The 16,701-nt window shown below is 37.3% G+C and carries 12 protein-coding genes; 6 read left to right on the top strand and 6 right to left on the bottom strand.

Annotated elements, in window-relative coordinates:
- Positions 1–96: 96 nt before the first annotated feature.
- From Z054_RS0126790 to Z054_RS0126780, 3 genes are all read left to right on the top strand, one after another.
- Positions 97–459, top strand: a complete 363-nt coding sequence (locus Z054_RS0126790) for a hypothetical protein (protein WP_024773061.1) — start codon at positions 97–99, stop codon at positions 457–459.
- A gap of 156 nt (positions 460–615) precedes the next feature.
- The gene (locus Z054_RS0126785) at positions 616–1,035 is read left to right on the top strand and encodes a hypothetical protein (protein ID WP_024773060.1); all 420 of its coding nucleotides are present in this window, start codon (positions 616–618) and stop codon (positions 1,033–1,035) included.
- Between the two features lie 74 nt (positions 1,036–1,109).
- Positions 1,110–1,448 carry a hypothetical protein gene (locus Z054_RS0126780; protein ID WP_152538695.1) on the top strand — a complete coding sequence of 113 codons (339 nt, stop codon included), beginning with the start codon at positions 1,110–1,112 and terminating at the stop codon, positions 1,446–1,448.
- A 1-nt stretch (position 1,449) separates the two neighbouring features.
- Here Z054_RS0126780 and Z054_RS0126775 read toward each other — a convergent pair whose 3' ends face one another.
- The 3 genes from Z054_RS0126775 to Z054_RS0126760 all read right to left on the bottom strand — a co-directional run bounded on the left by Z054_RS0126775 (position 1,450) and on the right by Z054_RS0126760 (position 4,147).
- Positions 1,450–2,049 carry a C2H2-type zinc finger protein gene (locus Z054_RS0126775; RefSeq protein ID WP_024773058.1) on the bottom strand — a complete coding sequence of 200 codons (600 nt, stop codon included), beginning with the start codon at positions 2,047–2,049 and terminating at the stop codon, positions 1,450–1,452.
- A 584-nt stretch (positions 2,050–2,633) separates the two neighbouring features.
- A complete protein-coding gene (locus tag Z054_RS0126765) occupies positions 2,634–3,239 on the bottom strand; it encodes a hypothetical protein (protein WP_024773057.1) in 606 nt (201 codons plus the stop codon).
- Between the two features lie 194 nt (positions 3,240–3,433).
- Entirely contained in the window at positions 3,434–4,147 is a 714-nt protein-coding gene (locus Z054_RS0126760) for a hypothetical protein (RefSeq protein WP_024773056.1), read from the bottom strand.
- Between the two features lie 151 nt (positions 4,148–4,298).
- Between Z054_RS0126760 and Z054_RS0126755 the strand changes: the two genes are divergently transcribed.
- Complete coding sequence (locus Z054_RS0126755) at positions 4,299–4,925, top strand: hypothetical protein (RefSeq protein WP_024773055.1); 627 nt, start codon at positions 4,299–4,301, stop codon at positions 4,923–4,925.
- A 6-nt stretch (positions 4,926–4,931) separates the two neighbouring features.
- Here the strand turns inward: Z054_RS0126755 and Z054_RS0126750 are convergent, their stop codons facing one another.
- The 3 genes from Z054_RS0126750 to Z054_RS0126740 form a co-directional block, all read right to left on the bottom strand.
- Positions 4,932–6,248: a pentapeptide repeat-containing protein gene (locus tag Z054_RS0126750; RefSeq protein ID WP_024773054.1), complete on the bottom strand. Its 1,317-nt coding sequence runs from the start codon at positions 6,246–6,248 to the stop codon at positions 4,932–4,934.
- A 257-nt stretch (positions 6,249–6,505) separates the two neighbouring features.
- Entirely contained in the window at positions 6,506–7,264 is a 759-nt protein-coding gene (locus Z054_RS0126745) for a DUF1566 domain-containing protein (protein WP_024773053.1), read from the bottom strand.
- An 88-nt stretch (positions 7,265–7,352) separates the two neighbouring features.
- A complete protein-coding gene (locus Z054_RS0126740; RefSeq protein WP_024773052.1) occupies positions 7,353–8,360 on the bottom strand; it encodes a hypothetical protein in 1,008 nt (335 codons plus the stop codon).
- Positions 8,361–10,086: 1,726 nt separating this feature from the next.
- On the opposite strand from Z054_RS0126740, the gene Z054_RS0126730 reads away from it, so the two are divergent.
- A complete protein-coding gene (locus Z054_RS0126730; RefSeq protein WP_024773051.1) occupies positions 10,087–13,557 on the top strand; it encodes a hypothetical protein in 3,471 nt (1,156 codons plus the stop codon).
- A gap of 9 nt (positions 13,558–13,566) precedes the next feature.
- Positions 13,567–16,701 (top strand): DUF6443 domain-containing protein (locus tag Z054_RS29460; protein ID WP_035093751.1); only part of this gene is annotated, 3,135 nt, incomplete at its 3' end.

Raw genomic sequence — 16,701 nt, 5'->3', positions numbered from 1 at the left:
CCAAACACAATTTCCTACGTCATTGCTTATTGAAGACAGGCCCTTACGGGTGAATGGCAAATAAACAGCATTATTCACCATTAAATTTTTAGAATTATGAGTACAAATCAAGAAAATCCAAAGTACAGCACAACCATCAAAAACACGAAAGGATATGGTTGGAAAGCCAAAACGATCGTGAAAAACATTCTTGGTTATGATTGGAACATCTCCACATTGAAGATGAGTTCAGGAAAGATTAGTTGTACCGCACAAGCCGGAAAATTAAAAACAAGTGATGGCTTTGAGTCCTTCAGCTTTATGATGTTTGAAGATCCATTAATCCGTCTATACCAAGAAAAAAGACGGGCTACAGAAAACGCCGTGGAAGAAATTCACGACAAAGGGCTAGCAAAATTTACCGAACTCCTGAATGCAGGAACAATACCCTCAAGAGATGATGAAAGCAGCCAATCATAGAGAAGTGATCTATATGTATAATAATGCATTTACCACCTGTGACTGTGGGAACGAAATGATCCTTGTGAAAATATTCATCAGTAGCAAGAAGTACCGTGGTACTTGCGAATGCGGAAAGCAGTTTGAATTAATCAATAATCTATTAACACTTACATCATGAAAACATTTAAAAATAGCATTGCACCAAAGCATAAAGAGATTGATAAACTGGCTTTAATAGGCTGGTATAAAGAAACCACGATCTACGATATATCAGGTTGCGACTGGAATATCGAAACCTATAAATGGGACAATGCCATTAGGTGTTGTGCCAAAATAGGCTACGCGGCTAGTGAAGGATTCATACCTGCAAATCGACCTTTACATCGACTGCACTGGGAACGTCGGCATTGCTCCAAAAATACAGTGATTGAAATCCATGAAAAAGGCTTAGAGCGATTTGATAAAATGATTGTATCGGGCTTGGTTCTGATACCTACACATATCGTCGATTGGGTCAAAAATGAGAAATATCGAGCCGATATAAAGATGTACGGCAACATAGAAAATTACACACAATCAAATACTCACTCTTAAAATCAGACATTATGGGATGGACATCATTCGCTTACAATAAAGCAAGACACTTAAACTGGACGGCAGAACAAGCATTGGAATTCTGCCACAAAGAATTTAACCGAGATGGATATCACATCTTGAAATTCTGGTACGACAAGGCAACGCACTTAACCGAGCGTAATGTGATCTATTTGGTCATGAAAGATCCAGACGGAGACAATTTCATATTAACTGTATTAGTGGATATTATAGAGGATAATATTTTCTATAAGGAGATGGATAATAGTATGGGATCGGTAGAAGATAAGTGTCCTGTAGAGTTTCTAAAGATGTTACCTGAAGCGGTTAGTGTCTATGATGCGGAATGGCGAAAACGAGTCATTAAAAACGGGATCATCTATCACAATCAGATAGCAGAACTTGCACAATAATTTAAGCACTGAGGTGATTTGTGTACGATATATTCAATTGTCGCAACAAATCACCTCTTTTCGTATTCTCTCTTTCCCAATCACCATATTGGTCTTCATGCCAATTGCCTGTCTGTTTATGTCCGCTGATATGCCCGTTAAGTTGCTTGGTATTTGCAAATGATTTATGACATTCAGGACAACGATAGGGCTTTAGCTCCATATCAATATGATGCTCCTGAAGCTGCGAAAATATATCCAGCTTTTCTGCCAGAAACTCATTTACTGGCTTGTCTGCATAGAATAAATGGCTGAATGAGAATATCGTGCCTGATAACATAATCGCAATCAATATCGAACTATAGATGCTCGTCGGATAGAACTGATACACCACATTATGGGCTATGGTTCCAAGCAAGTATATGAAAGCGGTTTTCTTCCATCCCTTCACGGTAAATATTAATATCGCTAAATCCACACCCACTGCATAGAACCAAGCGAACCAAGGGTTATCGTACTGGCTGTTTTCTGAAAAGACATAAACCGTATGGGCCACTTGTGGAATTAGGATAATGGTCAGTGCCACAATCCCGAACCATTCTTTTGTGATTATCTGCTTCATAATATCGTGGTTTTATAGTAAATTCAACTCACAGATTATGCCACAAAAATGCGTAAATAGAGGGCTGAAACCATATGAATTGATATGGGTTTATTTGGTATAATTTTTTTAATGGAGGGGAATCTATCGAGATAAATCCATCTGCCTCTGCAGAAGGATTTATTGATAATGAGGTGAGGGGGCATATTTCCCCACTGGAATTAATTGCACTGAGCTTCGGACAGGAAGCCTTTGAGAGAGAAGAACCCAAAGACAGTTTATTTAATAAAACAGGTCGTGATTTGGAAGTATCAACACGCAATTATTAGAAGCCAGATGTAGAGTTTTTAAGTCTACATAACAAAGGGCAATTACTAGAGATAGCAGATGATACGGAAGCATCGAAAGGACCATATTTTGATAAGCTGAAGAAATCGGAGTTGGTATTTGAAATGACGAGTTATTTTGCCAAAGAAGAACCTTTGGGTGATGAGAAGCGTGAGCAATTGAGACAAGAATATTGTCCTGCCATTATGCAATTTAATGAGTGAGTGAGTGAATTGAGAAAGGCGAGTTGATGTGTCAGCTCGCCTTTTTTTATATTATTAAACATCAATTGCAAAATCAGCTCCTACACTTCTGATTTCTAAATAATCGTCTTTTGCATTATTTGCCTCAATCTTGATAGAAACACTTAGCCCAAAAAAAATGAATTGATCTGGTATATCGTCTATTATCAACACATTTTCTTCTTCTGGCACATTGCGAAAATCTCTAGTTGATCCGGTAATGCCTCCATTAATACCAACACCTGATCTGCCAGGATTGGTTTCTTCATGAATAAGTCGATTACCATCCCAAACCTCTACTGCTCCAACACTAATTTCCGATATCATAGTAGATTCATAGTTGATTTCCACACGTCTTATTCGAGCACGACTTCCTTCTTCTATAACCGGTGTTGGGATAGCATAATGACACCAAACAGATCCACTTTTTGGTTTATTTTTACTCCCCGAGTCATAAAAAATAAAACGTGATCCCCATCTTAAACGAAGACAAGCAACGGTTGTGTCACCTGATAAGGGAACATTATCCTGAGAACTATAACGACTTCTATAATAAGCCCCCCTTTTTCCGGTTGCCTGATCCGCACGTGGATATTCTAGTGCTACAGAATTACCATGTATATGTGATTTGTGTAATCTCATATCGAATAAATGTTTTTGATTAAATAATTATTCCTATCAAGTTCTACATTAATTAGAGATTATACAAGAGTGACATCACCCAAATATGAGTAGGAAAATCCCCCAAAATAACTGGTATAAAACACTTAAAAGAAAGAGGTAAAACACCTTATTTAATCTATCCAGATTTTCGATAACATCTAAGTATACCGTCTTTATTTACGATGACTTAATTCTTGACCATCAACTTCTACAGCAGGTGTTTCGCGTGGCTTGTCGTTTGTGTTTACTTCTTTGATATTTTCGACGCTAACTTCTTGCTTGCCGAAGCCTTTCGCATCGCGGTATTCTTCCCATGTATCATAGCCTTCATTGTCTTTCGCATAGTCCACGAATGTATCGTGCAATTTAGCGGTATCGAGATCTGTTTTTATCCATTGATCGACTACTTGATCTTTTTCCCCAAATGCTTTTTGCACATCTGGAGGTAATGTATCGTACTTAAGCGCAGTCATATTTATGTGCATTTCTCCATCTACAAACTTTTTAGTGTACAATACGATACGTTCTCTTACTTGACCGTCCTGATCAATGGAAGTTTGTAATAGTGCAGATTCATATTTACGCTCATTTTCTTCCAATGTACCTTCTCTGCGTTCTAGTTCTTTTGCATAAGCGTCCTCCCATTGTTCTTGCCAATCTTGTTTCGCTTCAACATCTGAAAAATCAAATGGAACCATTGAGGCCGTCCGCTCCTCCCCATTGTGAAAGAGTGTATTCAGAGACTTATCTAACATTACCTCAAACTCTTCATCGCTTGAAGTAAACATTGCATCAGCTAATTTGCGTGCATGTTTATCAATTTCAGATTCTTTGTCTTTCCAAGAAACTAGCTCCGAAGCTTGTTTTTTTATCTCGTCATCTAGCATTATTTCACCTTTGAATTACACACAACTATCAGGTTATCAGATATTAGTTAACAAAATCTTAACGTGCTAATGTCTATGATCATTTGATTGAAACACTATCTTTATAATGATTACCTCATACTGTTTTGTTTCACATTCAATTATCATCGTTATGAGGAAAAATCTCATCTTACCCTTTGTTTTTTGTATTTTATTTAGTGGTTTAATTCCGGCACAAAATGTAACTGATTTTCTCCAAATACTCCCAAAGAATAAGAAAAAACTCAACATACAGAACCTCTCTACCATACCGTTTATCGGAGTCATAAGAGATGGAGAAAAAACCGATACAATCACGATGCCACCAACCAAGATCGTTGTCTATCCCCGAAAAGGTTTATCGAAAGAAGCGACATTCCATTTTGTTTATACTAAAGCAGCATATGAAAATGAGAAAAAACAGTTGGCTCAGCGTGCTTATAAATACACAAGAACCTTTCTTATTACCAACAGTCTCATTGAAGGTTTTGATATACAGCCCAGTGATATTTTCAATTTTTTAGGGTTTGAGGATAATAATCCAGAAGATAATTTTACGAAAATGTTAGATCAGCCAACAAACAACCCACTAAGTAGTGCTAATAAAAAGTCCTATAAGAAAGCAATTAAGGGGTTGTCTGTGGAATATCAGTTTTTCAATAATCTTCTTAACGCCTCACAAGGTCAACAAAATGAAGTATCAAATATCTTCAGGGAAATAAAAATTGATCCACTCATAAAATATCGTAGAGGGTACTAGACCACCTTACTGTTTGAATCGTTTGCGCAGAGCCAGAATAAAGAATACTAGGAATGTGCTACCCAGTATGGTTTCTATGTTTAATGCTATAAGCCAGTAGCCGCTAAATTGTAATTCTTCTGGTATATCAATGGTAATCAGTTTAGGTAATGCACCGTAGATGCCTCTTTGTATAGCCCATTGAACACTTTGATCAATTGGATAATAGATACAAGAGAAAACGACTATTAATCTAAAAAGCCAAAATATAGGCTTTTTAAGGTTTTGGGTATAGCCACCAAAGACATCATAAAAAGCATATATGAGCCAATGAAAATAATCACCTTGTTTCCAGAGTCTTTTCTTACGCATTTCCATTTCACTGACATAGGCTTTGCCAGATAATTCCCAATCCTTGTTACCGTCGAAGTTCTTTTTAAGCTGGCGATAGATTTCTTCGAGTCCTGCATAATGTCCTATGGTTTTATCCTCTTGTTGTTCATCCCTTAGAACGATTCTGGATGCTTCACCCCAATCACATTCCTTAAATTGAACTTCCGCGACATCAGATTGTGTGAATATCGTATTAGTAAGATTGACTCTTCGGAATATCAATGAAGCGGGTAATACGGCATTTCTGAAATCCAATTCAGGCTTGTTCATAAGGTTCCTGACTATCGTTTTATTAAATTCTGCCCTTTGGAAAAGTGCTACATGAGAGAATAAGACATTATCTATATCTAATAAATCTTCAAATTTAGCACCCCGAAAAAATACATTTTGGAGGAACTCTGATTCATATGCCAAAAATTGTCCTTTGAATTGAGAGCTTGCAAAATTTACGTTCGCCTTAAATGAAGCTCTTTCCATCAATACATCTTGGGTAAATACGCACATTTTGAAATGTGCTTCCTCCGAAAAAATGGTATGGCTCAAATTTACATATTTTTGAAAAATAATCTCTGAAAGCATCACATTTGACAGGAATATAGCTCCTTGAAAATCCACCCCATAACAAAAAACTCTTTCTTTATCTTCTTCCCAAAAATCCCCGTTTAGTATTATATCATCATAATTGTAAGGGTTTGTAGTGGTTTCAAAAGCGGGAAAAACAAACTTTCTGAAGTAGTATACTTTCCTTTTCTTGCAGAAGTGCATATGGTGTTTTCTGATTAGGTGCCAGAATTGCTTCACCTTTAGCTCATCCCATTGTTTCTCTGTGCCGTTTTGTTGATACCAATCAGTTTTATCTGCTTGAAAATAGTGCTTTACCAATTCCGCATATTCATGATCAGTAATGGTTTCATTACTTAGAAAATATTGTAACCCTTCATCAGTCTTCATAAGCGTGATGGTTTATGGTGAATATTCCGTGATGTTTGAGTGGGGTAAGTAGGCTAAATATACGAAGTTTACAGAATTATGCCGCTGATAGGATACCGCTATTTGGTACAGGTGATCGCACACCTCTTTTTCTTCTTGCCAACCCCTTACTGAGCCTGACTCTAGGTGTGATGATACTGACCTGTGGGTAACTTGGCTCGGAGACCCTTCAAGAGTCGTAGTGCTGAGTTATCCATCAGGTTTGGATGTCGGTTATTTTACCTTGTGTTTCTTACGAATAACACGGTATATTTTAGACCGATATTGAGATCATCGAATGTTTTCAGTTGAGAGAATACCCAAGCACAGCCAACACTGGCTGTGTTTGCAGTCCATACAGTAAATTTTTCTGGCGCATATTCCAGACCAGGGAATAATTGTTTCCTGATTTGTACCGCCTCTTGCTTGAGTCGTTTCTCTTTATCCCAGTCACTACAATCGGGAACATCCATCAATAAAGTAGCTAGTTCAAAAGCGGTAGGAAGTCGCCAGTCATCTTTTCCGGCAAAATTCACTGTGCAACGTCCTTTGCTATAGGTACCCTCGTTGGGCGTATTAGCGAGGTCGGCAGGTCTGATCTTGGAATAGATCCCTACATAATCGGAGGCTCCAAATAGGTCACTTGCATCACGCCAAGTCATAGCCAAAGGCTCACCGATAAATTCTTCTCCATTCCACTCCGTCCCCCAAGGGGCTTGAATCCAACTTAGATTATGTGCTGTGTCTATGATTGTTCCATTAGAGTGAATCTCCCAACTACCGAAAACATCATTTCCTACTGTTTTGATCGTATTTTTTTTGGTGAGCGAATGGTTATTTCCAAAATCAGTCTGCTTCGATTTCATAGCAAGTTGTAATTGGGATGGTTTTCTGAATGCAAAATACTTGGAAATGTACCAAGAAGCTATGATTCCTAAAATGATAGGAAATACGTACAAGAATGTTTTGGATTGAAAAAGCTCAATGATTTGATCCATAATATAAATATGTGTGAATGTTAAAGGGGGGGGGTATGGCTAAATATACAAAAGAATTTTTCTCTTACCAATCCAAAGCTACCCATCTTTATTTGGATTGTTCTGATTTGAATGATGACTGATGAATAAGATGCTCCAACTTGTGTCTAAGTATTATATCGCTGTTACGATATTTTTCGATATAGCCATCTAGGCTTTTGCCCGAAGTGTGTCTATATATTGTAGATGAGAGATAATTTTTATAATCCATCGTTTTCCAACGGATATTATCGAGTGTACTTAGTTTATCCGTACCTAATTGTATCCAATCGATGGCTTTATCCATGTCCTTAACATCAAATGGGCTGTGGATTTCATTTCCATATTTATCATCACTAGGGAGTGAGACCAACCCTTCTTTAACTGCTTGTTGGAATGTCATTTTGGTATAACTACCCGCTCCAGGATTATATATGTTTTGTTTCCAATTATCCCTGATTGAATTAAAAACCCGTTGTAAGAACTCCCAGCGTAGAAAGTAATCATCCCAAGCGGGTTCATTCTTTGGTAAAAGGATTGTAGGAAGTAAATCAGCACAATATGTTCGACTTGAAACTGCCGAATAAGAAGGTTTATTGAATGACCCAGCACCTCTGGAATATGCTGCTCTTAGATCAACAACAAAACCATATACAGGAGATCGCAATTCCACAGTATGGACAATTGTCTTCTCTAAAATAGTAAGCCAATTAGGTAATGGTTTACCATCATAGTAATTAAACGTATAGGTCAGGAGTAGATCATTCTTCTCAATCCATTGCCCTCTTTCTACGTGACATTGAATAGATCCCATTATATTAAATGGTTTTGGTACTCCTAATTCTTTCAAACTAGGTGTTAAAAGAAGTGTAGTTCCAAACTCAATTGATTCTGGTAGCGGTTTAGATATTTTCTCTTCCTCATCAGATGGTTCTTTGGGTTCCGATACAAGTTTTGGTTTTTTGGGTGCAAAATACCAAGAAGCTAGAATGGTTATAATAATGGGAAATGCATATAAAATTAGTTGACGTTCAGATAGTCCAAATTCAGATTGAAAAAATTCTAGAATGCTATCCATACAGTAATAATTAGGTGAATATTGGATTATAGTATGGGGTAAGGTGCGTTAAATATACAAAAGATTTTTCTTCTTGCCGACCCCTTACTTAACCTGATTCTAGGTGCGATGATACTGACCTGTGGGTAACTTGGTGGGGATAGATAGTGAATGTTTCATCGTATGCGCCCTTGCATCGGTTTTTGGGTTCTCTGCTATCTCCTTCGGTGCCGTGACATATCTGCTGTGCTTGGAATAGGGTTCTGGATAGGACACTATTGGCGAGTTCTGTGTTCTGCCAATGCCCATCTGTATTCTGTTTGAAAGGGCAGGTTGCGCAGCATTGTTTCATGATCGGTAATTCGGACATATTCATTGTGTGGCGTGTCATTGTTATTCTCTTAGGTGATATGCATTTATAGCAAGATGGGATGTGTTTGGATAGATGGTAGGGGGCACATCGGTGTAAGGACACCGACCATTCTCTATTCACTAGCCATTGGAAATGGCAAGCTCACCGAACCCCAAAGATGGGTTTCGTCCCATTCGGGTAACGATCACCAAGTAAATTGTGCAAATAAGGCTAGTTGTTGTTTGATGCTAAGGGGCGACTTCCCCTGGCGCACTTCAAGATAAATAGACAAGACCGTGTTCTCGGTCTGAAGCCCTGCGAGCCGCACCATCTTGTCGATTTTTCTTTCCGTTTACCTCCCCCGTTTTCGCCAAAGGGCAAGATTGCACGCGCGTGCAATCGGACTTTAATTAAACAAACGGAGTAAGAAATAAAACAAGTTAATGAAGCCGCAACGGAATATCTTACCACTGGAAAAGATATTCCCGAAACCAACCTTCAGAATATTTGTTTGCATTTCAGCTCACGAAAGGCAGAATTGCTGAAAGCTTAGTACAAGAGTTATTGACCATTGAAGGCTATGAAGTCACGAGGTTTGGTTTAGAAAACCTGTACCCAGGATTCTCGAAGAAAATAAGAGACAACAACGACTCAACGGCTAAATCTGTACGCAGGTGTCCTGATTTGTTTCTACGTAACCCCTGTAACGGCCAAGTCAACTATGCCGAAATCAAATATAGATCTATGTCTCTCAAATAGGTTGCGATATGTTAGGCTATTCTTTGGAAGAGATTAAAGCACTAGGTTCAAAGCTTTTTGAAAAGCATGTAAGTGAATATACCTGTGAAAATTTGTTCCCAAAAGTGTTACAAGAACTAGGCAAAAATGACCCTTATTATGTCATCCCATTGATTCGTTGAGCCAAACCTGTATACAAGTCTCCTGATTTGTTTCTACGCAATCCTTGCAACAACCAGGTCAACTATGCAGAAATAAACCAGTTTCATTTTCATCTATTTTAACATCTTGTTTATCAAATAGCAGTTCGTCATTTTTGAGTACATCTACATCAAAGAAGATCCAATCAGATCTTATTCTATAAATTTTTCACATAAAATTAACAGAAAAAAAATCTCAGTCCCGAAAAATGAAACTGACAAACTTTAATATTGCATCAGGAATACATTAAATAATATACATATGAAAACAAAAATCGCCTTTGTAGTGAATTCAACTACTGTAAAAACCATTGTCAATACATTAAACTACCCTACCAGTAATTCTGTATAGTTTAAGACGATCATAAAAGATGCCTTTAAGAGGTCTAAACTACTGTCTTATGTAGTTTTTTATTTAAAAAATTGAATCAGTCAATCATACAAATACTTACATTATATGAAAAAACATATCATTTTCCTTTCCTTATTTTTAATAGGGAATTACACATTTGGACAGGAAGAGATTTTACCAGATTATTCTCCCAACACTCCAGAATCGAGTGCTTTGATAAAGTATATCGATCATCCGGTATCTGATTATACAGGAACACCTAATGTTTCAATTCCTTTGTATACTATAGGATCCGGGGACTTAAACATCCCGATAGGGCTTAGTTATCATGCATCAGGGATCAAAGTAAACGAAGAATCCAGTTGGATAGGTCTCGGATGGTCATTACAGGCCGGAGGTGTCATTACCAGAAAGATTAGAGGAGAAGATGATTTTAAAGGTGGAGGCTATTATACGAATGCTTCCCTTCCAGATCCGCCAACTGATCCTTCTAATGGAGGAAACCCACACGGATATCCTCCTACCTATGTAGATAGAGTTGTTGGAGAGTTCGCAACCGCATCGAATAACTTTAAATATCCTCTTTTTAAAAACGGAGAAAAGAAAGAATATTTTGATTATTTACTTGGCAGTAGTAATAGTAAAGATTGGATTTCTGATTTGTATTACATCTCATTTCCAGGGTTTTCAGGGAAATTTGTATTCGATAGAAACTCAAATATCCGTTTTATAGAGCATACTGCAAAACAAATTAAATACACACAAGGATCTTTTGTTGTTACTGATGAATTGGGAAATACCTATACCTTTTCTTCAAAAGGATCTTTTTATAATGAAAACACAAGCTCTGTTAATGAATGGTGGTTAACCAAGATTACGTCTCCAAAAAACAGGAGTATTGATTTTGTGTATGATACCGGGGCTGTGGTATATTTTCCTGATATCCCTTCATATACAGAGAAAAAAGCATATACCTATACCCAAACGTCTATCCCGGCATGTGATAATTATTCTGACAGTTTTAATGACCCTATCATCAACTTGAACAGTAGTACCAGATCCTATTTACAAAAAATCGTATTCAATGGAGGGGAGGTTGAGTTCATTAGAGATACTTCTAAAAACAGGGAAGATAAATACAATACACAAAGGCTTTCGCAAATAAAAGTGTATGCAACCATAGGAAGTAATAGAACCATTATAAAAGATTTTGAGCTATTAAATGACAGCTATTTTGTTACCTCGGGTAATGCCAGTGGCTATGCTAATAAAGTTCAATCGCATATTAATTATGACTTGAATACCTATGCCAATAAGAGGTTAAAACTAACCGGGATTGTTGAGAAAAATGGAAATGAGCAGAATCGTAAATACGAATTTGTTTACAATACTACTCCTCTCCCTTCAAAAACTTCTTTTTCGATTGATCACTGGGGATATTTTAATGGAAAACCCAATACCACGTTTCTTCCGGAAATAGAGATCAGTTACTCTAATAGTCACGGAGTTTCTGTTCCTAAAACTATTGCCGGAGCAAACAGAAAACCAGATATTGATTTTGCTAAAGCTGGTATGTTGCAAAAAATTATTTACCCTACAAAGGGATATACCGAATTCGATTATGAATTACACCAGTGGCCTATTACACCCATTGTAAACTATGTTAAAATCAACAGAAATGTTCGGGCATATAAACCCCCAAGGTCTAATAATATAAATCTTACCGGCTATAGTAATGCAGCAGCAAATGAATTTGTTGTCAATAAAGAATCCCTGATAAGGGTCAGAGGGGCATTAATTTGCAGTTATGAAGATTGCAGGTATTATCCTGAAAACTATTTACCATACCTAAGAGTTTCCGGTGCCAACCTATCACAAGACATTGTAATCAATTATAAAGGAAGCTCGGCCAATAATGCAGGAGAAGATAATGAATATGAGGTTGATGATTATATTAAATTACATCCGGGAACCTATAAGTTTGAGTTAGTAAACCCCGTTGCCTCGGATGAGTTTTTTCATGCCAGAGTTCAGGCCTCTATCAATTGGAAAGAAAAGACCGATGAAATAGAAAGCATTGTTAATACAGAACAAGGTGCTGGTCTACGGGTCAAAACCATAAAACATTATAATGATAATGGTACTCCAAAGCTCCATAGAGAATTTGACTACAGAAAAGGAAAATTAATGTCACCGTATATCTTTTCTAAAGGGATGCGTTGTTTAAAAGATGGAAACCAGATTGCAGATAATCTCATTTTGGTCTTTGGGAATAGTATAGGAGATCTGGCAACTAGCGCCCAGGGAAGTTATGTAGGGTATTCTGAGGTTGATATTTATTATGATCAGCAGAAAAACAAAGGAAAAACCACCTATGTTTTTGATAATATAGAAGATAAGTTTAGCCCACACATCGAAGATGATTTATGGATATCCGGAATTTCCGGGGCTTCTAATATTGGCAATGGGAATATGCTTAGTCAGATAGATTTCATAAGAAATGAAGAAAACACAACATATTATAAAAGAAAAGAAGTCATTAATACCTATTCAGATAAGAGTAGTGCAATGCAACCCGTATGGGGAATACTAACTTCACCATTAAGAATAAGGGATTTTGATCAGGTTGCTAATCCGCTTGTTGGCGATGTATATGAGCTGACGGCCTATCACATTCCCACCAATACGATGTGGAACAGGTTAGAGAAAACCAAAGAAATAAAATACGGTACTAATCAAGAAGTGTTAACAGAAACAGAAAGAAACTTTTTCTATGATAATGTAAATCACCTGCAACTTACCAGAGCTGAAACAATAACAAGTGATCATAAAAAAACGATTTCTAAAATAATATATCCTCAGGATGTAGCTACTGTAACTTCTTTAGAAAATGATAATTTAACTGCCAGTGAGTTTAATGCTATTAAAGCGTTACAGCCAAAAACAGGAAGTAACCCTGTTGGTCAACATAGAATAGCAGAACCTGTACAAATAGAAACGATAGTTACAAATTCACAAGGTACTGTGTTGTCAAAAAACACCCAACGCACAAATTATAAAGATTGGGGCGGTACTCTGGTTCTTCCTGAATTTGTACAGACGTTAAAAGGAAAATACAGTATTGTTAATCTATTACAAGATCGTATTGAATATCGCACGTATGATACTACTGGAAATCCTCTACAAGTTTTAAAAACCGATGGCACTCCTATAGTGTATATCTGGGGGTATCAGGATATGTATCCAATCGCTAAGATTGAGAATGCAACCTATACAGAAGTAGCCTCATATGTAGCAGATCTAAAAACAAAATCTAATGCCGATAATGACAGAACTAAAAATTATGAAGGTAATGAAGGCGCATTACGTCAGGCATTAGATAATCTAAGGATAGTTTTACCCAATACTATGGTATCGACCTATACCTATGATCCTCTGGTTGGAATCACCAGTATAACCGACTCTAAAGGATACACCATGTATTATAAATATGACGGTTTTAACCGCTTAAAAGAGGTTAGGGATTCAGAGAATAAGTTGGTTACAGATTATAAGTATAACTACAAAAACAACTAATACTTTAAGATGAAAAAATTAATAAAATATATACCTTCGTTGTTAGTATTGGTTATGATACTAACGCAGACACATGCTATTGCACAACAGTGCAGTATTACAGATTTCTCCCCTCCTTCTGCCAATTTTTCACATTCCGGGGGATCACAAGTAACGGTTTTAACCTATAGAGGAACCAATTGCGAAGAAGGACTCAGGTTTGTCAATGTTCCCTCATGGGCACGTATACGTCAAACCAATAGAAATAAAATAACCATTACATGTTCTGCCAATAACAGTGTGCAAAGATCTGCATTTATAAGATATAGTTATGGAGGCGAACCTTATGATCTCGGATTTTCCATCACACAGGTAAAACATCCCGATGCCAGACCGTGGTATCATGATAACGACAATGATAATCATGGAGATCCTAATGACTCTGTAATCATTACCCCACAACCTGCAAATTATGTAAGTAACAATACAGACTGTAACGATAATAACAATAAAGTATATCCTGGGGCTGTAGAGCTATGTGATGGATTGGACAATGATTGTGATGGCAGTATCGATGAGGCTCCAAAACCATCGAAACCATCAATGCCAGGGACAACCAATAATTGCGGGAATACGGTATTGACCAGAGCTACACCTCCCAATGGGATTACCTGGTATTGGCAAAGTAGTAATTCTGGTACAAGTACGGCTAATTCTAATGCTTCCATTACCCGTACAACCGGTAATGTATACTATCTAAGAGGGTACAATAACACTACCAAATGTTGGGGTAATCAATCTGCTCAAATATCATATTCGATAACCACTACAACCTATTATTATGATGGAGATCATGATGGTTTGGGAGATCCTGGCAAAACTATTCAAACCTGTGATGGGCAACCAACGGATTATGTAACCAATAATGCAGATCAATGTCCACAGATCAACTCTCCGGATAATGACTGTAGAACCAGTTCTGATTTCAATTATGTTTACACACGTAATTATCAGGAAGAAAGAACAAATCCAGCAGTGTTTTTCACAGAAGATAATGCAACTTTGCAAGAGATTACTTATTTTGATGGATTAGGCAGGCCAATACAGCAAATAGGAATTGACCAATCTCCTGCAAAAAATGATATCATAACCCATATAGATTATGATGATTTAGGAAGGCAAAACAAACAGTATCTACCTTTTGAGCATAGTACCCCCAGAACAGGGGTTTACCAGACCATCGATGTCGATAACCAGATCAGTTCTTACTATCTAAATACTTATCAGGGTGATTTTGGTGGGATTACTGATCTTAAGGATGTGAATGCTTACTCAGAAAGTGTTTTTGAACCTTCCCCTTTAAATAGGGTAACAGAACAAGGTGCACCAGGAAAAGCCTGGAAAGTAGATCATGGTAGTGATACAGATCACACCGTCAAGTTTGATTGGGGCACCAATGCGGATAACCAAGTGATATATTTTACCGTAAGCTTTGCCAATCCAAGTAATACAGAAGTTCCTAGTCTTACAAAAAACGGGTATTATCCAGCCAATCAACTAGATGTAACCATTACCAAAGATGAGAATTGGACTGCTGCATCGGGGAATAATCATACTACAAAAGAGTATACCGATAAACAAGGCAGGGTAATCTTAAAAGGGACTTATGCCGATATGGATACCAATGATGATGGTATTGCAGAATCTGCTGTAGCCCATGATACATATTATGTATATGATGATTATGGCAATCTTACCTATGTGATCCCGCCCAAAGTAAATGTAGCAGATGGAGTATCGGATCTTGAGCTTTCCGAGCTGTGTTATCAATATAAGTATGACAAAAGAAACCGTTTAATCGAAAAGAAAGTTCCTGGTAAAGAACCTGAATACACGGTCTACAATACATTGGATCAACCTGTATTAACGCAGAGTGCCAGTTTAAGAAAAGTGGGGACGGGAAAACCCTGGGATCAATGGTTGTTTACCAAATATGATGCCTTTGGCAGGGTGGCCTATACAGGAACTACTATAAACAGTAGTACCCGAAAAGTATTGCAAAACAGGGCTAGTGCCTGGACAGGATCGAACTATGAGACCAAAAGTACGACTTCTATTACTGTTGCAGGAACAAAAATCTATTATGGTAAAGACGCCAATCCTACAGGCGGTATTTATAAAATGCATATCATCAATTATTATGATGATTATACTTTTGATACTGCTTCCCTGAGTCTTCCGGCCACTACAGGTTTTGGAGAACCTATCATCAATCATGATAACAGTACCCCTGTTAAAACAAGAGGTTTGGTTACAGGAAGTAAAGTTCGTGTCTTAGATACAAATGACTGGATTACTACAATTACAGGATATGATAATAAAGGAAGGGCTATATATATCATCTCTAAAAATGAATATTTACAGACTGTAGATATCATAGAAAACGATTTGGATTTTGCGGGCAAAATAAAACAAAGCAAAACCACTCATACCAAAGGTGCTAATCCGGCTATAACAACATTAGACACTTATACGTATGACCATGCTGGAAGGTTGTTGACCCAAACTCAGAAAATTAACAATCAGGCTCCGGAAACTTTGGTTAGTAATACCTACGATAATTTAGGGCAATTGGTTAGCAAAGAGATAGGCGGTGGATTACAAGAGGTTGATTACACCTATAATGTACGCGGTTGGCTAACCAAAATTAACGACCCCGACATAGCTCTTGGCAACAAACTTTTTGCTTTTAAGATCAATTATAATACCACTACAGAGAACCTGGGAGCAACTGCTTTATATAATGGTAATATTAGCGAAACCCTATGGAAAACTGCTAATGACAATACCTTGCGTTGGTACTATTATAGGTATGATGCTCTTAACCGAATTACCAGTGCGATAAATACAGATGCTAATAGCTTGGCAGGAGTATCTTATGATAAGAATGGTAATATTAGATCTCTAAAACGTAAAGGTTCCGCTTTTGATCTGCTCACTTACAATTATAGCCATAACGAAATAGGCAATACATTATTAAAAGTTACCGATGCAGGAGATAAAACCAAAGGGTTTATCGATGGAAACACAACCGGTGATGACTATGCCTATGATGCTAATGGTAATATGACTATGGATCAAAACAAGGGGATTACAGGGATTACC

It is taken from the genome of Aquimarina macrocephali JAMB N27 (assembly GCF_000520995.1).
GTDB lineage: Bacteria > Bacteroidota > Bacteroidia > Flavobacteriales > Flavobacteriaceae > Aquimarina > Aquimarina macrocephali.
This window is presented reverse-complemented; position numbering and strand designations above follow the sequence as displayed.